Origin of the sequence: Bartonella sp. AP65SXKL (assembly GCF_042195725.1) — a bacterium.
GTDB lineage: Bacteria > Pseudomonadota > Alphaproteobacteria > Rhizobiales > Rhizobiaceae > Bartonella.
In genome coordinates, this window is record NZ_JBHIOW010000014.1 from 1 (window position 1) to 18,479 (window position 18,479).

The 18,479-nt window shown below is 37.8% G+C and carries 20 protein-coding genes and 1 pseudogene; 7 read left to right on the forward strand and 14 right to left on the reverse strand.

Translation table 11 applies throughout. From position 1 onward, the window contains the following. The 5 genes from ACFIMP_RS07825 to ACFIMP_RS07845 all read left to right on the forward strand — a co-directional run. On the forward strand, positions 1-408 hold a 408-nt coding region (locus tag ACFIMP_RS07825), incomplete at its 5' end, for an HNH/ENDO VII family nuclease (protein ID WP_375686218.1). A 20-nt stretch (positions 409-428) separates the two neighbouring features. Further along, a complete protein-coding gene (locus ACFIMP_RS07830; protein ID WP_208438784.1) occupies positions 429-914 on the forward strand; it encodes an SMI1/KNR4 family protein in 486 nt (161 codons plus the stop codon). Continuing rightward, entirely contained in the window at positions 911-1,486 is a 576-nt protein-coding gene (locus tag ACFIMP_RS07835) for an SMI1/KNR4 family protein (RefSeq protein WP_375686219.1), read from the forward strand. The genes ACFIMP_RS07830 and ACFIMP_RS07835 overlap by 4 nt, the downstream gene beginning before the upstream one ends. 42 nt (positions 1,487-1,528) lie before the next feature. Further along, positions 1,529-2,098 carry an SMI1/KNR4 family protein gene (locus ACFIMP_RS07840; RefSeq protein WP_375686220.1) on the forward strand — a complete coding sequence of 190 codons (570 nt, stop codon included), beginning with the start codon at positions 1,529-1,531 and terminating at the stop codon, positions 2,096-2,098. Positions 2,099-2,152: 54 nt separating this feature from the next. Continuing rightward, on the forward strand, positions 2,153-2,644 hold the full coding sequence (locus ACFIMP_RS07845) for an SMI1/KNR4 family protein (RefSeq protein ID WP_375686221.1): 492 nt from the start codon (positions 2,153-2,155) through the stop codon (positions 2,642-2,644). A 942-nt stretch (positions 2,645-3,586) separates the two neighbouring features. Here the strand turns inward: ACFIMP_RS07845 and ACFIMP_RS07850 are convergent. The 12 genes and pseudogenes from ACFIMP_RS07850 to ACFIMP_RS07905 form a co-directional block, all read right to left on the reverse strand. Continuing rightward, a pseudogene (locus ACFIMP_RS07850) lies at positions 3,587-5,865 on the reverse strand (type ISP restriction/modification enzyme); the annotation flags it as partial. A 91-nt stretch (positions 5,866-5,956) separates the two neighbouring features. Beyond that, on the reverse strand, positions 5,957-6,754 hold the full coding sequence (locus tag ACFIMP_RS07855; RefSeq protein ID WP_375686222.1) for an ApeI family dehydratase: 798 nt from the start codon (positions 6,752-6,754) through the stop codon (positions 5,957-5,959). Then, positions 6,745-7,047 (reverse strand): hypothetical protein, encoded by a 303-nt coding sequence (locus ACFIMP_RS07860; protein ID WP_375652970.1) that lies wholly within the window; start codon positions 7,045-7,047, stop codon positions 6,745-6,747. The genes ACFIMP_RS07855 and ACFIMP_RS07860 overlap by 10 nt, the downstream gene beginning before the upstream one ends. Before the next feature lie 92 nt (positions 7,048-7,139). After that, positions 7,140-7,823 carry a citrate/2-methylcitrate synthase gene (locus ACFIMP_RS07865; RefSeq protein WP_375638594.1) on the reverse strand — a complete coding sequence of 228 codons (684 nt, stop codon included), beginning with the start codon at positions 7,821-7,823 and terminating at the stop codon, positions 7,140-7,142. Between the two features lie 91 nt (positions 7,824-7,914). Then, a complete protein-coding gene (locus ACFIMP_RS07870) occupies positions 7,915-8,637 on the reverse strand; it encodes a phenylacetate--CoA ligase family protein (protein ID WP_375686223.1) in 723 nt (240 codons plus the stop codon). Between the two features lie 50 nt (positions 8,638-8,687). Beyond that, complete coding sequence (locus tag ACFIMP_RS07875; RefSeq protein WP_375652982.1) at positions 8,688-9,131, reverse strand: hypothetical protein; 444 nt, start codon at positions 9,129-9,131, stop codon at positions 8,688-8,690. A 6-nt stretch (positions 9,132-9,137) separates the two neighbouring features. Further along, entirely contained in the window at positions 9,138-9,635 is a 498-nt protein-coding gene (locus tag ACFIMP_RS07880) for a class I SAM-dependent methyltransferase (protein ID WP_375632496.1), read from the reverse strand. After that, a complete protein-coding gene (locus tag ACFIMP_RS07885) occupies positions 9,527-9,799 on the reverse strand; it encodes a hypothetical protein (RefSeq protein WP_375682879.1) in 273 nt (90 codons plus the stop codon). The genes ACFIMP_RS07880 and ACFIMP_RS07885 overlap by 109 nt, the downstream gene beginning before the upstream one ends. A 395-nt stretch (positions 9,800-10,194) precedes the next feature. Next, positions 10,195-10,557 (reverse strand): hypothetical protein, encoded by a 363-nt coding sequence (locus ACFIMP_RS07890; protein ID WP_375632485.1) that lies wholly within the window; start codon positions 10,555-10,557, stop codon positions 10,195-10,197. Further along, positions 10,545-11,012, reverse strand: coding sequence for a hypothetical protein (locus ACFIMP_RS07895; RefSeq protein ID WP_375638575.1), 468 nt, complete (start codon positions 11,010-11,012; stop codon positions 10,545-10,547). The genes ACFIMP_RS07890 and ACFIMP_RS07895 overlap by 13 nt, the downstream gene beginning before the upstream one ends. 107 nt (positions 11,013-11,119) lie before the next feature. After that, positions 11,120-11,953 (reverse strand): AMP-binding protein, encoded by an 834-nt coding sequence (locus ACFIMP_RS07900; RefSeq protein ID WP_375682877.1) that lies wholly within the window; start codon positions 11,951-11,953, stop codon positions 11,120-11,122. A gap of 10 nt (positions 11,954-11,963) precedes the next feature. Next, on the reverse strand, positions 11,964-12,590 hold the full coding sequence (locus ACFIMP_RS07905) for a beta-ketoacyl-[acyl-carrier-protein] synthase family protein (RefSeq protein WP_375686224.1): 627 nt from the start codon (positions 12,588-12,590) through the stop codon (positions 11,964-11,966). A gap of 1,203 nt (positions 12,591-13,793) precedes the next feature. Between ACFIMP_RS07905 and waaA the strand changes: the two genes are divergently transcribed. Together waaA and lpxK are read left to right on the forward strand one after the other, a co-directional pair. Then, positions 13,794-15,116, forward strand: coding sequence for a lipid IV(A) 3-deoxy-D-manno-octulosonic acid transferase (gene waaA / locus ACFIMP_RS07910; RefSeq protein ID WP_375638580.1), 1,323 nt, complete (start codon positions 13,794-13,796; stop codon positions 15,114-15,116). Then, positions 15,106-16,146, forward strand: coding sequence for a tetraacyldisaccharide 4'-kinase (gene lpxK / locus ACFIMP_RS07915; RefSeq protein ID WP_375668557.1), 1,041 nt, complete (start codon positions 15,106-15,108; stop codon positions 16,144-16,146). Before waaA ends, lpxK begins: the two co-directional genes overlap by 11 nt. 19 nt (positions 16,147-16,165) lie before the next feature. Here the strand turns inward: lpxK and ACFIMP_RS07920 are convergent, their stop codons facing one another. Beyond that, positions 16,166-16,402, reverse strand: coding sequence for a DUF2093 domain-containing protein (locus ACFIMP_RS07920; RefSeq protein WP_375612380.1), 237 nt, complete (start codon positions 16,400-16,402; stop codon positions 16,166-16,168). A 109-nt stretch (positions 16,403-16,511) separates the two neighbouring features. Then, positions 16,512-18,365 (reverse strand): DNA mismatch repair endonuclease MutL, encoded by a 1,854-nt coding sequence (mutL, locus tag ACFIMP_RS07925; RefSeq protein ID WP_375613514.1) that lies wholly within the window; start codon positions 18,363-18,365, stop codon positions 16,512-16,514. Between the last annotated feature and the right edge of the window lie 114 nt (positions 18,366-18,479).

The window sequence follows — 18,479 nt, forward strand, 5'->3', positions numbered from 1 at the left end:
TCAAAACCTATTGAGGTTGAGTTTGAAATAACTAACAAGGGAGAAAAAATTACTCAGACAAACAAAGTCTATCAGAGAGATGATCTGTTTGATCCTAACCAGATTGTTAGTTGGACAGTAAAAGGAAAAGAAGTAAAAGGTACAAATATTGAAAGGATGAAAACAGGAAGAGCACCTCTTGACTTTAATGAAAATCCCATTGAATTGCATCATATGCTGCAAACACATGATGGTCCCATAGCAGAGGTTACAAATGCGTTTCATAATAAACATAATTCAGTTATTCATATTAATCCTAATACAATGGGATCAGCTATTGACAGAGACCTATTCGATAAATGGAGGACGAAATACTGGAAGGAACGTGCTAAAGATTATGAAAAGAAAGATATAGCAACTAAAAAATAATAATTTATGGAGAACAACCTATGAAAACTTATACTTTAGCTGATGTTGTACAATTAATTGATAAAGTAAATAAATATGATGATGAGATTATCAATTTTGGTACTGCAGAGGATGCAGTTAGTGATGTACGGATTAAAGAGGCAGAAAAAACTCTCGGTTTACAGTTTACAACTTCTTATAAGGATTTTTTAAAAAATTATAAGGGAGGAGAAATTGGTTATGAGGAAATTTTTAGCATTTATAACGCAAGTTTTGAGGATCATCCTGCTGGTGATATTGTGCATAAAAACTTATATCATAGGAAACATGGTTTTGCGACATTAGAACAGCTTGTTGTCAGTAGAACTGATTTTGGGGAGACATTTTACTTTGATTATACTCAGTTTCAGGATGGTGAATGCCCACTCTACGTCAAGATTCCATCTGGAGCGTCACATTATTATGCAAGTAATTTTTATGAATTTCTCTGTAAAAGAATTAAAGAGCACGCAGGGGAAGATTTGTGAAAACCTATACCTTAGCTGATGTTGCAGTATTAGTTGATAAATATAATGATATTATCAATTTTCGTACTGAAGAAAATGTGGCTGATGATCTACGGATTGAAAAGGCGGAGAAAGCTCTCGATTTGCAATTCACATCTTCTTATAAGAGCTTTTTAAAAAAATATGTAGGAGGAGAAATTGGTGGTGAAGAAATCTTTAGCCTTTATAAGGAGTGTGGAGCAGATATCCCTGGTGGTGATATTGTTTTCAAAAACTTAAATGCTAGAAAACGTGGTTTTGCAACATCAGAACAGCTTGTCGTGTGTTACGCTGATTTTGGTGAAACCTTTTACTTTGATTATACGCAGTTTCGGGATGGTGAATGCCCACTTTATGTCATGCTTCCATCTGAAGATTGCGAATATTACGCCAGTAATTTTTATGAATTCCTCTGTAAAAGAATTAAAGTACACGCGGGAGTTGAGATACCTGAAGGTGATCAACCGATTGAAAAGATTGAGCACACTCCCACTCCGCAACCTGTACCTTTTTACAAGAGTTTTTGGAAAAAACTATGGAGGAGGGGCAATTGATAGGGGAAATATGGAGCGTTACGCAAGTTTTGAGGATCATCTATGAAAACCTATACCTTAGATGATGTTGTAGAATTAGTTGATAAATATAATGATATTATCAATTTTCGTACTGAAGAAAATGCGGCTGATGATCTACGGATTGAAAAGGCGGAGAAAGCTCTCGATGTGCAATTCACATCTTCTTATAAGAGCTTTTTAAAAAAATATGTAGGAGGAGAAATTGGTGGTGAAGAAATCTTTAGCCTTTATAAGGAGTGTGGAGCAGATATCCCTGGTGGTGATATTGTTTTCCAAAACTTAAATGATAGAAGAGATGGTTTTGCAACATCAGAACAGCTTGTCGTGTGTTACGCTGATTTTGATGAAATTTTTTATTTTGATTATACGCAGTTTCGGGATGGAGAATGTCCAATCTATGTTATGTATCCATTGGATAATTGCGAATATTACGCCAGTAATTTTTATGAATTCCTTTGCAAAAGAATTAAAGTACACGCGGGAGAAGAGATACTTGATGGTGACCAACCAATTGAAAAGATTGAGAACACTCCCACTCCGCAACCTATCCCTTTTTACAAGAGCTTTTGGAAAAAATTATGGAAGAGGTGAAATTGATAGCGAGGAAATATGGAGCGTTTATAACGCACGTTTTGAGGATCATCTATGAAAACCTATACCTTAGATGATGTTGCAGTATTAATTGATAAAGTGAATAAATATGATGATGAGATTATCAATTTGGGTAGTGAAGATGATGAAGAGAATGAAACAGATGATTTACAGATTGAAAAGGCGGAGAAAACTCTCGGCTTGCAATTCACATCCTCTTACAAAGTTTTCTTAAAAAAATATGGAGGAGGAGAAATTGGTGGTGAAGAAATTTATAGCCTTTATGGAGATTGTGGGGAAGGTATTCCTGCTGGTGATATTGTTTACCAAAACTTACTCGATAGAAAACATGGTTTTGCGACACCAGAACAGCTCGTTGTGAGTTATGATCTTGATGAAACCTTTTACTTTGATTATACGCAGTTTCGGGATGGTGAATGCCCACTCTATCTCAAGTATACATCTGAAGATTCCGAATATTACGCAAGTAATTTTTATGAATTTCTCTGCAAAAGAATTAAAGAGTATGCAGGGGAAGATTCATGAAAACTTATACCTTAGATGATGTTATACAACTAGTTGATAAATAGAATAATTGCGATTTATTGCTTGTTATGAAAACATCTAAAAAGAGATTGATCATTATAAAGATTAGAAAAATCCCTTTTAATAGACCGTGTCAGTGTTGTCAGTTCTTTTTAGAGCCTATATTATTTTTTTTAATGAGAGAAAATTAAAATCAATATATTTCAATATGTTAGTATTTTTAATGATACAACCTTTTAAATAGTAACCCATAAATTCAACTAACAATATATATTTGTCAGTTATGTGTCAGTAAATTGAACTGACAAAATAGATTATTTTAGTGAGTGATTAAAACATGTCTTATGAAAAGCGTATGATCCTGTAAAGCCTTTCAAAAGTTGGTTTGTAACTCATAAGAAATGCTATCAAGACCCTTATGGTTATGAGTTTTGACGGGGTTTTGGGTTTTGATGGTTGCTCTTTTTAGATAAAAAAACAATAAAAAGTAAAAACATTATATTTTAATAGGTGAAGATTTTACAGACCTTTAAAAAACAACTCATATTGATAACACAACCTATAAATTCAACTAATAATATACGTTTTGAGGGGGGTGACGATTTTTACACCTTCAAAACCTATAAACAAAATGAATATACATAACTCTCTTTAAACAAAGCTTTTGAAAACAATAAAGCTATCATTTTAGATTGCGATATAATCTCTTAACAGCAATGTAAAAAAATCTAATTCTATTTAAGAGTGGGTTTCTTAAAAGTCTTAAAGCAATCCAAATAAGAGTATTTAAAAGTGCAAATGATTTCTTTTTAGAATAACGCATATAAACTGTCTTTTTGAGATTGTATCTAATCAACTTAACAAGAGAGGTATAGATTATGGTTATAAGCTCTATACCCCTTGTGAATTTAGCATACCCATTATGTAAGCATGCTTTATAAGTTATTCAGTTTCTTTAATTTCTAATTTTGGTAAGTTCTTAACAATCTTCATTGTTTCTAAACTTACGGTAATAACCCTTTGAAACAACTCTAATGGATAAGCAGGGTTGCCAATGGTTTCAACAGCATAGCGATTAGCATCATTAACAATGCCGCTCTTTTTATCTGTTTTAACACATTGACGTTCCATAACCCATTCAAGAGCAGGCTTTCCATTGACTATATACTCATAAGCTTTAAGAGGTATATCCGTCATGATGATATTGCTATTATAAAAAACAGTCGATTTATCCTTTTCCTTACTATTCCCAGAAAATTTCATTTCTGTAACGTAGTAAAATTCTTCGGGATTAGAGATCTCTGTCTGTTTTGGATTACCCTTTTTAAAGGTGACTGGATAAGGTTTTACAGTTTCATAATTCACGTGCAAATGACCCAGTTCACGCCCTGCTGTTACGAACTTCCAAAAATCATCAGCACTCTTTACACAAGGAATGCGAGGTAATTCTTTACATAAATTATGCGCATAACGAGCACGGTAATCTTCTGAATGAAGTAGACCGTAAACATAATAGAATAGATCATCTTTTGTTATGGTTTCATTAGGATAAGCGGCTTTAAAATGTGCTAATCCTTCATCAGTAATGGCATCACGGCGTTGTAAACCAGCTGTTTTGTTTTCCTCTATAGAATTTGTAAATAAATGGGATTGTTTCTCACTTTTACTTTTTGAAACCGTAGTATCTTCGTAAATATAGCGTGGAAAACATTGACCTTTTTCTATTGAATCTAAATTAGGCAAAGCTTTAGTCATCAATACAGAAAAGTCTTTCTTTGCTCCTATACCTGTAATTTGTATCACCTTATTATCAACCGCTTGTCTTATCGGGAATATACGCGGCATTTGATAAACTGCTTCATTAAAGACGCTATTGTAATAAAGCCATTGTTGTGTAAAAGGACGGTATAGGCTTTGAATAAGGCATTTATCTTCAAATTCGGAAAATTTACCTCTTAATAATTCTCTCTTAAGAGTACTGCTCCAACTAATCTTTCTTACATCGGAATTGACGAAATCATTCACGACCTTTGCACGTGCTGTACGATCAGCATGTGAATAGGTATTATTTAAACGTTTTACCTCATTATTATAGAAGGCAGTCATGTTATTCATATTTTTCTTTACAGATTCACGGCTTGAGTTATACGTCCAAGCATCACGATTGGTTGAAACACCAAGAGAATAAGTTTCAAAGAGCTTTTTATCATGCCCCTTTTTGACACCCATAGCTAAGAATGTTTTGAAACTGTCATCACGTTGATCAAGCCAATCACTGTACTTATCTGGTGTAATTATTTGCCAACCTTGTTTGCTCCGTGTAATACCATCAATGCTACCAAGAGACTCTATTATTATAAGCTTTTCTTTTCTCGTGAGATAATCTCCAATATCACGGAAATATATTTTGCCACGCTGTTGAGATTCTGGATTTTTAACCAAAATAGAGATAGCTATGGGAGCTCGAGATCCTTCACCAAAAATGCCACCACTTTCCTTTTTACGTTGTTCTCCAGAAGTCCGTGCATTCCCCCGTAAATGGAAAATATAAAGGCTGCTAAATTCTTCAACGAGGCATTTGCGTAAACCATCCATAGAATGTCCAGTAATAAAACCGGCATTTGTGACAAAGCCGATTACCCCAGCATTATCAATACGGTCACTAGCCCAGCGGATAGCGCGGATATAACTATCATATAACTTTTGCGTACTAGTTGCTTTCGATTTAGCTATATAAGTCTCACGAATACGATCATCTAATATGGGATAAGATATATTGGGATTATTATCGTTTTCATTCTTTTGTCCTACCGAATAAGGAGGGTTACCAAAGATAACTTTAATATCCAGTTTTTTTGATGCTCTAAATATTCACTGTTTTCCTCTAGTAAACCTTTCATCAAATCTTGTTTTTCAAGCATTCGAAACGTATCAGCCAAACCAATATGCTTAAAAGGAATATACCCACCTTTCATAAGACTATGATAAGTCGATTCAATGTTAATGGCTGCTATGTAATAGGCGAGCAAGACAATCTCGTTGGCATGGATATCATGACGGAATTTATATTCCATGTCCTCTGGTTTGATCAGTTTAGATTGTAAAAGCCTTGTGATAAAGGTACCTGTTCCAGTGAAAGGGTCGAGAATGGAGACTCCTCGTGACCCCAAGCTTTTTCCAAACTCATTACGCAACACATCATCAACAGAATGAATGATAAAAGCACAGTTAAGATGAGAGAGCGTTCGACCAGAGTTAAAACGTTTCCATTGATAACCCAGGAGTAAATACTCCACGGAATAAAAGAGATTATTATGTTAAACATGGCGCATCCTCCTTTTTATATTTGATAGAAAACTTACCGCAAGTGCTTCGTTTTTTAGTTTCCGTATGAATATAAAAAACGCCACCCGGTTCACACTCTGTATCCTGTTTAATGGTCAACTGATAGGTATCTCCCGGATAAACTGCTTCAATGAACTTTACTTTTTTCAGCGCAACAGATGCGATATTTTTCGCCCTACCCTGCGTGGCCAAAGCCAGAACCATCTCAATCAATAGTGAACCAGGACATACGGCGTGGGAGGGGAAATGTTCCTCAAAAAGCGGGTGATGCGCATTAAAGGAAAAAGTACAAGAATCTCCGGTTACGGAGGAAATCTTACATAAATCGCCTAGTAATGGAAGAGCGGCTTTCTCAGAACACGAGCTAAGGAAGCAGACCTTACTGACCATGATGATTGGCTGCGCAATAACGGCCCTGCCATTGCCGTATGGGCTGGCCTTACAGTGAATACGGTAGGTCTCATTAATGCGTTCAATATGTTCTTCAACGCATAACCGATCGCTATCAAAATGGGTGGTAGAGAAAAACTGTTCAACCAGAACAGGGAGATAGCGATAAGTGAGATCCGAGTTTTTAGCCACCACGGTAGCGAATCGAACTGAAAACTGATGCAAGGCTTCGAGTAACAAGCCCTGTTTCAAATAGTTATGGGCTAAATTCCATTGAGAAATATCGATTTGCCCGCAAGCACGCATCGGTGCGGTTAAGGTGATACTCTGACATATACTCAAGAAATTTGGCTCGGTGCGATGCTTTATAGCCATAATTTGGGGACTTTTTTATATTTTTTTCTTAAATCCTTTGATGATAAACCGAAGGAATGAGCACTAAACCGCGCTTGATAGTGCGCGAGAAGTATCGGCATACGACAAACGAAAAAAGCCAACAATCCCAGCTCAGGAGAAGCCCGATGTTTGCTCATGATGCTTGCAATTAGAAAATCGACATTGGGTTGCAGTCCTGTATTGTCCGAAATAGATCGCGCAAGCGAACTGAAGGGGCGCATAGGCATCTGAAAGCGTGAAAAAAAGAAATCAACTCGGACATCCCGTTGCATAATCGGGTGACCAAACCCTAGCCAGGGTTTGTCTTTGCAATAATGCGTTACCGCCGGCCTCAAGATTCCCGGCTTCAATCTCATGGAGGACACTAGAAAGTCGCATGATAGCATATTTGCAGGCTCCCATATGCGCCGGGGCCAGTGGCACAAAACTCACCGATTAGTGCAGAAATGACGTCGCTCTTGGTACTGGCAATAAATCTTATCGTGGTGGTTGTGGGTGTCACAATACCAAACCCGCCCAGCAGTAGAGACATGCACCGGCAAAGCATATCAATATCCCAGTCGGAAGAAGCTTCCTTGCTAGTTAATGCTAACCAAAAAGCACGCTCAAAGGTATTGCAATTTTCGATCTCCGGCGAATCGGAAAACTGTTGGGAAGAGCGCGCCAATGCAATAATCCGCGGCATCAGCAAGATAATTTTAAGACAACCACCGTCGCTTACGGGAGCCATGACCTTACCCTGAGCCGCCGAAACCTCAACTTGCGATAATAACATCATAAAGCGCTGCGTTAAACTCAAAGATGGCAATGCATTGATCAGTTGATGCATCGCCTGCAGTTTGGCTGTAGGGTTCGTCTTTTGCAGTTCGGCGCTAGCATTCTGAATCAGCCGATCCATCTGTTCTTCATTAAGAAGGTTGCCGGTCAGTGCAAACCATGCGTTCTGCAAATAAAGGTTTTCATCGGCAATATCAATCAAATTACATCCACGAATAAACAATACGTTATTATCTAAATCATAATTATCAATAACATCATCTGACGTGATTTACTCCTGCTGCTCCGGTGACACGCTATAAAACCTTATGTTGACATTTATCGTATGCGAATTCCCTGATACAATTTCATTACACAAATTATCAAGTTGCATTACAGGACTCCCTTGCGTCATAAACTAGCAGGCATTTCCCTCTGGATGAGAAAAGCAAATCGCTATATTCGACGAGGGTGAGATTAATACGCCCGCGCTTTTTCATATAGGCTTCATAAATATCCGGCAAATGATAGATTTCCTCAGTTAGTTCGGACAAATCAAGGTTGTGAAATACTTCGCAGCAGATTTTAATATCCATAATCTCTTGTCTATCCGCGGATAAAGACAATACAATTTGAACAATCACATCGGGCAATCTTCGATTAATAATTTTGAATATTTTTTCATGGCTAATCAAATTTCCCATGAAATTAAAATCAACAGCATTGCGTTTAATACCTTCAAAATAGAGGTCACCATTTTCAACGGATAATGTGCCTATATCGCCCACGGAATATCTGATAAGTTTGCGCGAGACATCGGGATCCAGCGATGTCACTAGCAGCCCTCTCTTATCTTCATATTCAAAGAAGAAATCATCGCTGAAGAGCAGGTACCGATTAAGCCGCCCTTCGGAGGACATACCAATGAAACCGCACTCCGACAAACCATATAAACCAATTATCCGCAGATCGGCGCCCAGCATCTCGCGCAGATAGTTTTCATGCACACCCAGCATCGATTCACCGGTAAAGAGCACTTTTTTAATTGCCAGTGGAACCCCAAGGCTGAGCATAGCTTCAACGAACTGAACGATGGTGCTGGGCACGCCAAACAGTACCGAGAGCCGTATTTCAGCCAGAAACTCGAAATGACTCTTCAGCAGCAGGGCATATCGCCAACCGGCACGACATGTGCACGGCAATGTTTTACAATTTCACACGCCAAGTAGTGTAAAGATGAAAACAGATTAATCGTAAACAGGTTGCCAACAACATCCCCTGGGGAAAAAAATTGCCGCGCGCGCAGGTTACGAATTAAATTATGCTCTGATGAGCTGACCGCTTCCTTACTGGATTTTAGACGAACGCTGACCATTTTCATCGCCCCGGTGGTGCCGCTTGTAGCACCAAGCAGCATGGGTAAGTGTTCAGCCGCAGAGTCCAGTTGAGTCAAAGAACCACTATCACCAGTGGTCGAATAAACGCGTGTACTTATCCTAACCGAATCGCGAAAAGCAATGTAATCGAGTGCATGGCAGCCAGTTATTGCCGTTATACGTGGTTGCATTTTTGCATACATTTCAGCACAGAAATAATCCATGATAACTCAGACCTTTTTAATGAAAATTTCACAGCCCAGAGCTGCTAGACCTTCTCCACGTCTCACTGTCCAGCTCATCTCACTAAGATCGCAGCCATATAAAAAATCGGTGATACCGGCTAATGTGAATTTTTCTTCTGTGGACATAGCTGCCACACCGCATTCACGACGTGATTGGTTAAAAACACCCAGTGCTGTTTCTTCTGCATCAGCTAGGGGTTCATGGATGATAATACGACCGCCGCGATCTAAAACACGGCACAACTCCTGTAATCCTTTTTTAGGTTCAGCCCAGTGATGAATTACGGAACGGGCATAAATCATTGAAAAGGAGTTATCGGGAAACGGTAAATTGCTGACGCTGGCTTCAATGATGTTGAATGCATGCTGGTATTTTAACTCGGTACATTTTTTAACACAAAACTGAACCATACGGGGATCAATATCAACCCCGTAAAAGAAATAGTCTGTGAGTTTTTGGGAGCGGTAAAGCTTGAAAAGCATGTGGCCAGTTCCCATGCCAATATCGAGAATTTTTTCTTCGCAGAAGTAACACCAGATGCTTCTTCCAGAACTCTTTCCATCAAATACGCATTCCACGGTGATGTACCTTCAGTAGCATACCTTTCATAGTGCTCAGGGGTGATATTTACCAGTAAATCATTCATCACATATTCCTCTAAATGAAGCTAGTTATGGCATTGCCATAAACTCGTTAAAAACTAACTGGGTATAGAAACGGTTACGTCCTCATATAAGAGGTCATCTAAAATAATTGATTGCAAACATGCATCCAGCAAAACAACGGTTATCACAGATTGACAAAGATAATAGCAGTTACAAATAAACGTCATCCCTTTAAACACAAATGTATTCCCAACGTACCGAAAAACACATCGCGTCCTGTCATGTTCAACTAAAAAGTAATCATTTATATCAAAAGTACACGCCGAGATGGCGCATAATGCCTTATACAAGCTCTCCATGCAGCTAAATATTGTGGTGCATAGCCGATTATCCAGCACCTGCCCTTCTGGAAAGTTCGCGCATTTTTCACAGTAATCTAGCATAAATGGCCTCGGTAGTTTTTTTTCTCAATAAATTCGATATCAACCACGACAGACTGAATCCGCGGATCATTATTAAGCAACATAATACTTTTACTCCGTCCATGGCTCACAGAACTGTGTGACATCTTTACATCTGGCAAAATCCGTTTAAATATATCGATAAAAAGTACCTTCGCCATTTCACGGTGCAATATCATTCTCGATGTACGTCTCGTCGATACAGGCAAATAACGATGAAGCCTATCAATAGCTAAAAAATAGGTATAAAAAGAATGGCTCACAATGCACAGATAATTGTTTGCACGGCGATTAACATACACTCTGCTCATACCATGAGCTTTATCTACACGGTACATTTTATTTTCCCTGTATTTGTCGTGGCAATTTTTCTGATATTTACTTTAAATGCATACTGATACCATTTATCAGTCAATAGTTTAGTAACGACTTTAACCTGCTCACTATTTGCCGACATATCAAGGTTGAGATAAAGATCGCCGTTCTGTGCTTTTGAAAAGTAATGCCTTAAACATCCGGCATACTTAATAATGTCATTTGAGATCAGTTGAACTGGGATAAACTTACCATTGTGTTTAAATTCATTAACGGCTCTGGCTATCCAGTAATAGCATTCGGATTCATCTTTAACAAACAGGTCGCCGGAATCAAACCATTCATCACGCGGCTTTAATTGCAAGGAACTATCAACATAACCATCACACGCGAAAGGCGTTTTATAAAACGTACGGCGCACTGAATCAGAAGCATCCGCCCGATCAATGGGGCGCAAATCAATTTTTATATCACTCACCAAAGCCTTACCCGGCGCTACAACGCCATATTTACTGGTTCTTTCAATCGTGTAGCGAACAGATCTTATTATGAAACAAGCGCGGTCCGGATTCGGTCTGACCGAAGTTATTCCATAACGTCGTACATGATGAGAGGATACCCGATGCTTGTACGGTGAGCAAACGATCGGATGCATTCAAGATATTTTGCACATGGATTCGGCTTTTGGTAAAAATTGTCGCTTACTACCAGCATCCAGTCACCGATTAAAGGCAAGTTGGTAATGCTATAGTGCGAAACGAGTTCACCAATATTACTTATTTGAAATTTTTCAAATACCAGTTTGCTATCCGATAAGAAGGCACATAGCATAGTAGAGAGACCATACATATACTGCACTGGGAAATAACACAATGAGCAATCTTCATTACTTAGTCCAAGAGATTGGCTCACCGCGATGGCATTCTCAATCAGAATATTTTCATGATATTGAATCAACTTGGGTTTACTGGTTGTTCCGGAGGTACAAAAATAGAAATGCGCGCACGGATATGCTGTAAAATCAGCCAGATTTTCGTTCACAGTTGAAAGACAGTGATCAAACGCGATATTAATCCGGTGACTGATGATATTAATATCCCTGACTTCATGGCTCATTACAACAGCCGCAATGCAATCAGCATCAACCAGTATATCAACAATGTCTAAATCATGAATACTGACGATCCAAGCTTTCAATTTTAGCACAGACGCAACAAAATAGCTAATCATGCCTTCGAAATTATTTCTAATCACAAAAACAAACAGCTTATTTTGCTCCCCTTGCGGGCGATCACGACAATATCTAACTACTGTATCTGCACACCCTTTTGTCATCATGCTGACATCCTCTGCCGAATAATGACTGTGATGACAAATCACTTGCCAGTTTCTTTCTAATAAGGAATATATTGTTAGCATGAGGTGTCCCTTACAGATATTGTGGATTCCCTAAAACCAAGCTGCTTGCGCCACCGCCCATACCAAATGAGTTTTTCAATGCGTATTTAAGCGGTCGGTACTGATGCTCCCTCACAAGCGCAATACCAGCGGGCAATTGAGGATCGATTTCATCACAATTCAAAATTTTGGGCAAAACATTGTTCCGAAAAGAAACCAGTACACCCAAAATTTCCATCGCACCGGCAGCAGCAATCAGATGCCCGTGCCAAGATTTTGTCGCCACAATCGCCGGGTTGTGTGCGCCAAAAACCGTTCTGATTGCACTGGCTTCGTGCTGATCATTTTGTACTGTCGATGTCCCATGTGCATTCACAAAATCAATAGCGGTACGGTCAACATCCGCATGTTCGATGGCCCGCTCCATCGACAGTTGCATTTCGAGATCATCTTTATGCGGCGCTACAATACGCTGTGTGCAAAGTGCACCGCCGTAACCCAATAAATAGGCCAACGGCTCACGCTGCCGCGCCAATACGTTAGATAATTTTTCAATAACAAACAGACCTGCACCCTCCGCTAAAACAAATCCGCTACGATGCCGGTCAAAAGGCCGCGAACGCCGTGGTCCACTGTAGTTTTGATCAGTCGATATCACTCCCATTCCTTCTAATCGTGCAAGGTATAAAATCCATTATTGCACCACCATCTTTACGCTTAATAAAAATGCAAGACAGTTTCTATCAACCTATTTACAACAGCAATATTATCATGACAGCTATCACTCGAAGTTTATGATTATATTGTGAATAGTCACTCTGCTTTTGAATGGGGTATGAGACACTAATGCGTTAAGATTAATAAAAAGAGTAGCATTATTAATGATAGCAATTATTACTCTGTTGAGATTATTAGCACTCGTTACTTATCTATTGGAATTTTTTCAACGAGTTATTACTATAAGCTTAGAAACCATGAAAGTCGTTAGAAACTTTACCAAAATTAGAAACTTAGAGAAACTGAATAGATTTATGAAGTTAACTTACCTCATAAGGATTTCTTGAGTACTCATTTAAAACTACAATCTATAAGTTAATCATTTTGTGTTGATTATATACAATCTTAAAAGGAATAATATATCATTGCGACCTCCTGAAAAGAGAGGATTTAAAATTTTGAAAACTCTTATTTAAATTGCTTTAAGACTTTTAAGAAATTCTCTATTAAACAAGATTAGATTTTTCTGGATTACCTTTAAGAGATTATATCACAATTTAAAATGAGAACTCTATACTATTCAAAAGTTTTTTAAGATTAGTTTGACATATTCATTTTATTGAAATGAAATAATAGAGATTGAGCTTTCTTTTAAACACATTTTATTTGTTGTATTTATATTAGGTTGTAATGTCTATATGGGTTATTTTTTTGAAAAATTGACAATACCTAACATATGTAAAAATAAGCTTTTTCTCTAAAATACCAACGTGCAAAATTCAAAGTCTCATTAAAATCATAAGAAGTATTTATTCAGTGAGTTGAAAAAATTGATACAATCTATGTCATAGGTTTATCATTTATATTTTTAAAATTATAATCGACTGAAATGTAGTTTTGTTATTTTTGAGTAAGATTTTTTATAGGGTGCAGAATGAAGTGATAAAATCGATATAAGTTACAAAATTTAATTAAAAGAGATTTAAATAATGTGTATATGTATTGAATTTTCTCATGGATTAAGCTTTTTTTATTTAAGATATGAATGATATTAAAAAATATGGATGCAACCAATAGTGTTGATGAATTTTTTAACAAAATAAGTATATAGATATCTTAAAATAGCTGGATGAGGTGATTTTAAATGGTAGAATTAAAGGCACATACGGCTCTTTTAAGCTATCGAATGATTGGTTTTTGCTTATGTCCTGTTATTCCTTTTTATTTGTTCTTTCGTGCTATTCGTGGAAAAGAAGAGTGGTGTCGCAAAAAAGAGCGTTTAGGTAAAAGTTCTCATATACGCCCCCAAGGTTCGTTAGTTTGGTTGCATGCAGCAAGTGTTGGAGAAACACTTGCACTTGTTCCACTTATAAATTATATTTTATCATTGGAAATCAATGTATTAATGACAACTGGGACGGTGACATCTTCTACTCTTGTGAAAAAATATTTTGGTAATAGGTTGATTCATCAATATGCTCCTTTGGATTTAGATTTTGCAGTGCGCCGTTTTATTCGTCATTGGAAGCCTGATCTCGTCTTAATTTGTGAATCAGAAATTTGGCCTCTTCGTATTAAAGAACTTGCAAAAATGCGTATTCCGCAGATTTTGGTTAATGCCCATATGTCTGAACGTTCTTTTAAAGCTTGGCAAAAACGACGTGTTCTTGCCAAACATATTTTTAAGGATATTGATTTGGCGATTGGTCAAAATGAAAGAGATGTAGCTTATTACCATACACTTGGCGTAAAATCTGTTACGTTTTCTGGTAATCTCAAGGCTGATGTTTTTCTGGTTGAAAATCAAGAATTGCTTGCACGTTATCGTAATGCTATCGGCAATCGCCCAGTTTGGGCAGCTGTTTCAACGCATGAAGGGGAAGAGGAGATTGCTTTTGAGGTCCATAAAATTGTTAAAAATTATTTGCCAGATTTATTAACAATTATTGTGCCTCGTCATCCAGAACGTTCAGAAGATCTTATCAGAAAATGCGATAATAAGGGGTTAAGTTTTATTCGTAGGAGTAGAGATGCTGTTCCAAACATGAATACCGATATTTTATGGGGAGATACCATTGGAGAAATGGGACTTTTTCTTCGCTTATCGAAAGTTTCTTTCGTTGGTAAATCGTTATGTGGAAATGGTGGACACAATCCATTGGAATTGGCTTTGCTTGGTTCCGCTATTTTGACAGGGCCTCATGTTTCAAATTTTCAAGAGATGTTCAAACAATTTCTAACGCGTGATGCAGCATATATGGTTCAAGATACAAAACAGCTTGCTATTCAGGTGTATAAGCTTTTAACAAATGAAACATTGCGGCAAGAAATGGTTGATAAGGCTCATGAAGTGGCAACAGGTATGGCAGGTGCATTTGAGCGCACATTAAAGATTTTAGATCCATTTTTACAACCCCTTGTAATACAAACAGGTTTACGTCAGCGTCAGGGTAGATATGCATATTAGCGCCCCTCGTTTTTGGTGGAAAAATAAAAGCTTTTTGCGTTTTGTGTTAGCTCCAGTTTCATGGGGGTATGGTTATTTTTCAAGTCGTTTTATGACAAGACAGCCTCCCGTGATTGATCTGCCAGTTTTGTGTATTGGAAATTTTACATGTGGTGGTGCGGGTAAAACGCCGGTTGTTATTGCTTTTACAAAAGTGGCTAAAGAACTTGGTTTCGTACCTGGTATTATATCTCGTGGTTATGGTGGATCAGTTAAAGGGGTACATCTTGTAAATGAAAAATATGACAATGCACGCGATGTTGGAGATGAGGCACTTTTACTTGCACGGCATGCTTTTGTAGCTGTATCACCTAATCGTTATGCAGCGGCACAACGGCTTAAACAAGAGGGATGTAATCTTATTTTAATGGATGACGGATTTCAAAGTCGCCGTCTTTATATGGATTATGCGTTACTCGTTGTTGATGCGATGCGCGGTTTTGGTAATGGAGCTGTCTTTCCAGCAGGACCTTTGCGCGTACCATTAAAAACGCAGTTTTCTTTTATGGATAGTGTTTTATTGATTGGTCACTCCGATGCGCCTGATAATGTCGCTTTTTTTGTTTCGCGTACTGGAAAGCCTTTATATCGTGCTCATCTTAAAGCCAGTGCCTCTGATGAGGTTTCAGGAAAATCATTTTTGGCATTTGCTGGTATTGGCAATCCAGATAAATTTTTTAAATCTATTAAAGAATTGTCTGGTCATGTGGTGCAAACTTACATATATCCAGACCACTATTTTTTCACAGATAAAAATTTAAAAAGCCTTATACAAAAGGCTAAAATGCACAATTTATGGCTCGCAACAACAGCTAAAGATTATACCCGTATACAGACAATTCACATGCAAAAGGATTTGAAAAATCTTATTATCTTTGATGTGAATGTCGATTTTGTTCAAAAAGACTTCTGTCGTATGGTCCTTGAAGAGGTCATAACCCGCTTTAGAAAACGTTCCCTTGAATTTTCTTGTCTAAAAGGCAAAGGCTAAATTTATAGCTTTTGAGGGGTTATTTTTCTTTTGTTTTTAACAATTGCTTGAGATATGGGTTGCACTCAAGTTCGCGCTGATAGGAGATTTCACAACTAGCATATGCTTCTTGGCGGTGATGATTCCAATATTTTAAATCATCTATAGGGATTTTTTGCCCGCTAACAGCACAAATGGTATAGGTACCATATTCTATAATGTCATATCCGTTATTAGAATAATAAATTTTTGCTTCGCGTTCACCATTGGGAAACATTACAACTCCTTTTTACTTGATACAAGAGATTCAAGAAAAGTGCCATAAAATATATTATAAAGTCGAGAGTTAATTTTAAAATATTTTTCTTGTAAAAATGAAGAAGGGCTTATTTTCTGCCAAAAAGCCGTTCTATATCTGCTAATTTGAGTTCAATATAAGTAGGGCGTCCATGATTACATGTACTTGTATTAGGTATTGCCTCCATTTGTCGTAATAGTGTGTTCATTTCTTCGGGGCGTAAAAGGCGCCCTGACCGTATTGAGCCGTGACAGGCCATCGTTGCTGCAACATAATCAAGCATTGCTTTTAAATTATTTGTTGTATCATACTCAGCAGCCTCATCTGCGAGATCTTTAATAAGGGCTTGGACATTGATCTCTCCTAACATGGAAGGTGTTTCACGCACAACAATTGCTCCTGGTCCAAATGGTTCTATTCCTAATCCAAATTTTTGCAAAGCATCTTTATGCGTTAAAAGGCATGTTGCATCCTCTTCAGAGAGTTCTACAATTTCAGGAATAAGTAATAACTGTGAAGGAAGTGGTTTGGAATAAAGTGCGTTTTTGAGTGCTTCATAAACCAATCGTTCGTGAGCTGCATGCTGATCGACAATGATCAAACTATCTTGTGTTTGGGCGATAATATAGTTTTTATGGATTTGTGCTCTGGCCGCTCCTAATGGATAAGATAACTCTTCTGATGAAGATGTCGTGCTTGGAATGTATGCATCCCCACTTGGTGTATTTAAGCCCTCCATAATAGGAGCGGCATCTTCTTTTAAATCAAAAGAGTGAGTACTATCCAATGGTTTTTGGACCATTGAAGCACTGGTAAAATGATGAGGTTGTGAACTGTAAGAAGAGAACTGGTGCGTGTTCTTAAAACTGCCTAATGGTTGTTGTGCTAATGATTGTTGTGTTTGAAATGCAGCAAGCATTGCTTCAGAACGGGTTGAAGTAGGACGAATACCAGATTGCTGCAATGCTTCACGAATAGCTCCAACAATCAAACCACGAATTAATCCTGGATCACGGAATCGTACATCAGCTTTGGCTGGGTGAACATTAACATCTACCTCAGCAGGTGGGAGGTCAATAAAAAGAATAGCGACAGGATAACGATCTCGTGTCATGACATCAGCATAAGCGCCTCGGATAGCGCCCCATAGAAATTTATCACGCACGGGACGTCCATTAACATAAGCAAATTGATGAAGGCTGTTATTTCGGTTGAAAGATGGCAAACAGGCAAAACCTGTTAAGCGCACCGCTTCGCGTTCAGCATTCAGCGCAATGCTATTAGGGGCGAATTCTTTTCCCATAATCTGCGTAATACGTTGTAATTGTCCTTGAATATTATTTTCTGTAGCAGACAATTCCATAGATGTTCTGTCTAGTCCTGAAAGAGAAAAGCGGATATGTGGAAATGCGATAGCAATTCGCTTAATCATATCGCTAATAGCATTTGTTTCAGCCCGATCAGTTTTCATAAATTTTAATCGTGCTGGCGTGACAAAGAAAAGATCACGAACTTCAACAATTGTTCCAAGATTCGCAGCAGCTGGTTTGGGTCCTACAATTTTTCCTGCAGTAACGGAAATTTCAGCAGCGCTCTCAGCATCTTTTGTTCGTGAAATGAGTTTAAGTTTAGCAACAGAACCAATAGAGGGGAGGGCTTCTCCTCTAAATCCAAGGAAGCAGATATTGTGTACGTCATCGGTAATCTTTGAGGTACAATGGCGAGAAACTGCTAAAGTTAATTGATCTGCAGGAATTCCATAACCATTATCACTCACCTTTATAAAATTTTTTCCACCATTTGCTGTAATAATTTCAATGCGTGTTGCACCAGCATCAATAGCGTTTTCAACAAGTTCTTTGACAACATTTGCTGGTCGTTCAATAACTTCACCGGCGGCGATTTGATTAATAATATTTTCGCTAAGATGGCGTATAATCATAATAAATTCTAACAGGAATCTTAAGGGTTCTATAGAAAATTATGATAACATCATTTGCGAGACATTCAAGAATAAGAGAGCATGAGAGGTATTATTTTTACAATACCTCCTATT

Bases quoted from the DNA above. Each gene is read 5' to 3' on its own strand.
- lpxK (WP_375668557.1), top strand. From the start codon at position 15,106: ATGCATATTAGCGCCCCTCGTTTTTGGTGGAAAAATAAAAGCTTTTTG.
- ACFIMP_RS07920 (WP_375612380.1), bottom strand. From the start codon at position 16,402: ATGTTTCCCAATGGTGAACGCGAAGCAAAAATTTATTATTCTAATAAC.
- ACFIMP_RS07885 (WP_375682879.1), bottom strand. From the start codon at position 9,799: ATGAATGATTTACTGGTAAATATCACCCCTGAGCACTATGAAAGGTAT.
- ACFIMP_RS07900 (WP_375682877.1), bottom strand. From the start codon at position 11,953: ATGCTAACAATATATTCCTTATTAGAAAGAAACTGGCAAGTGATTTGT.
- ACFIMP_RS07890 (WP_375632485.1), bottom strand. From the start codon at position 10,557: ATGTACCGTGTAGATAAAGCTCATGGTATGAGCAGAGTGTATGTTAAT.
- mutL (WP_375613514.1), bottom strand. From the start codon at position 18,365: ATGATTATACGCCATCTTAGCGAAAATATTATTAATCAAATCGCCGCC.
- ACFIMP_RS07855 (WP_375686222.1), bottom strand. From the start codon at position 6,754: ATGGCTATAAAGCATCGCACCGAGCCAAATTTCTTGAGTATATGTCAG.
- waaA (WP_375638580.1), top strand. From the start codon at position 13,794: ATGGTAGAATTAAAGGCACATACGGCTCTTTTAAGCTATCGAATGATT.
- ACFIMP_RS07830 (WP_208438784.1), top strand. From the start codon at position 429: ATGAAAACTTATACTTTAGCTGATGTTGTACAATTAATTGATAAAGTA.
- ACFIMP_RS07880 (WP_375632496.1), bottom strand. From the start codon at position 9,635: ATGCTTTTCAAGCTTTACCGCTCCCAAAAACTCACAGACTATTTCTTT.
- ACFIMP_RS07845 (WP_375686221.1), top strand. From the start codon at position 2,153: ATGAAAACCTATACCTTAGATGATGTTGCAGTATTAATTGATAAAGTG.
- ACFIMP_RS07875 (WP_375652982.1), bottom strand. From the start codon at position 9,131: ATGGATTATTTCTGTGCTGAAATGTATGCAAAAATGCAACCACGTATA.
- ACFIMP_RS07840 (WP_375686220.1), top strand. From the start codon at position 1,529: ATGAAAACCTATACCTTAGATGATGTTGTAGAATTAGTTGATAAATAT.
- ACFIMP_RS07860 (WP_375652970.1), bottom strand. From the start codon at position 7,047: ATGCAACGGGATGTCCGAGTTGATTTCTTTTTTTCACGCTTTCAGATG.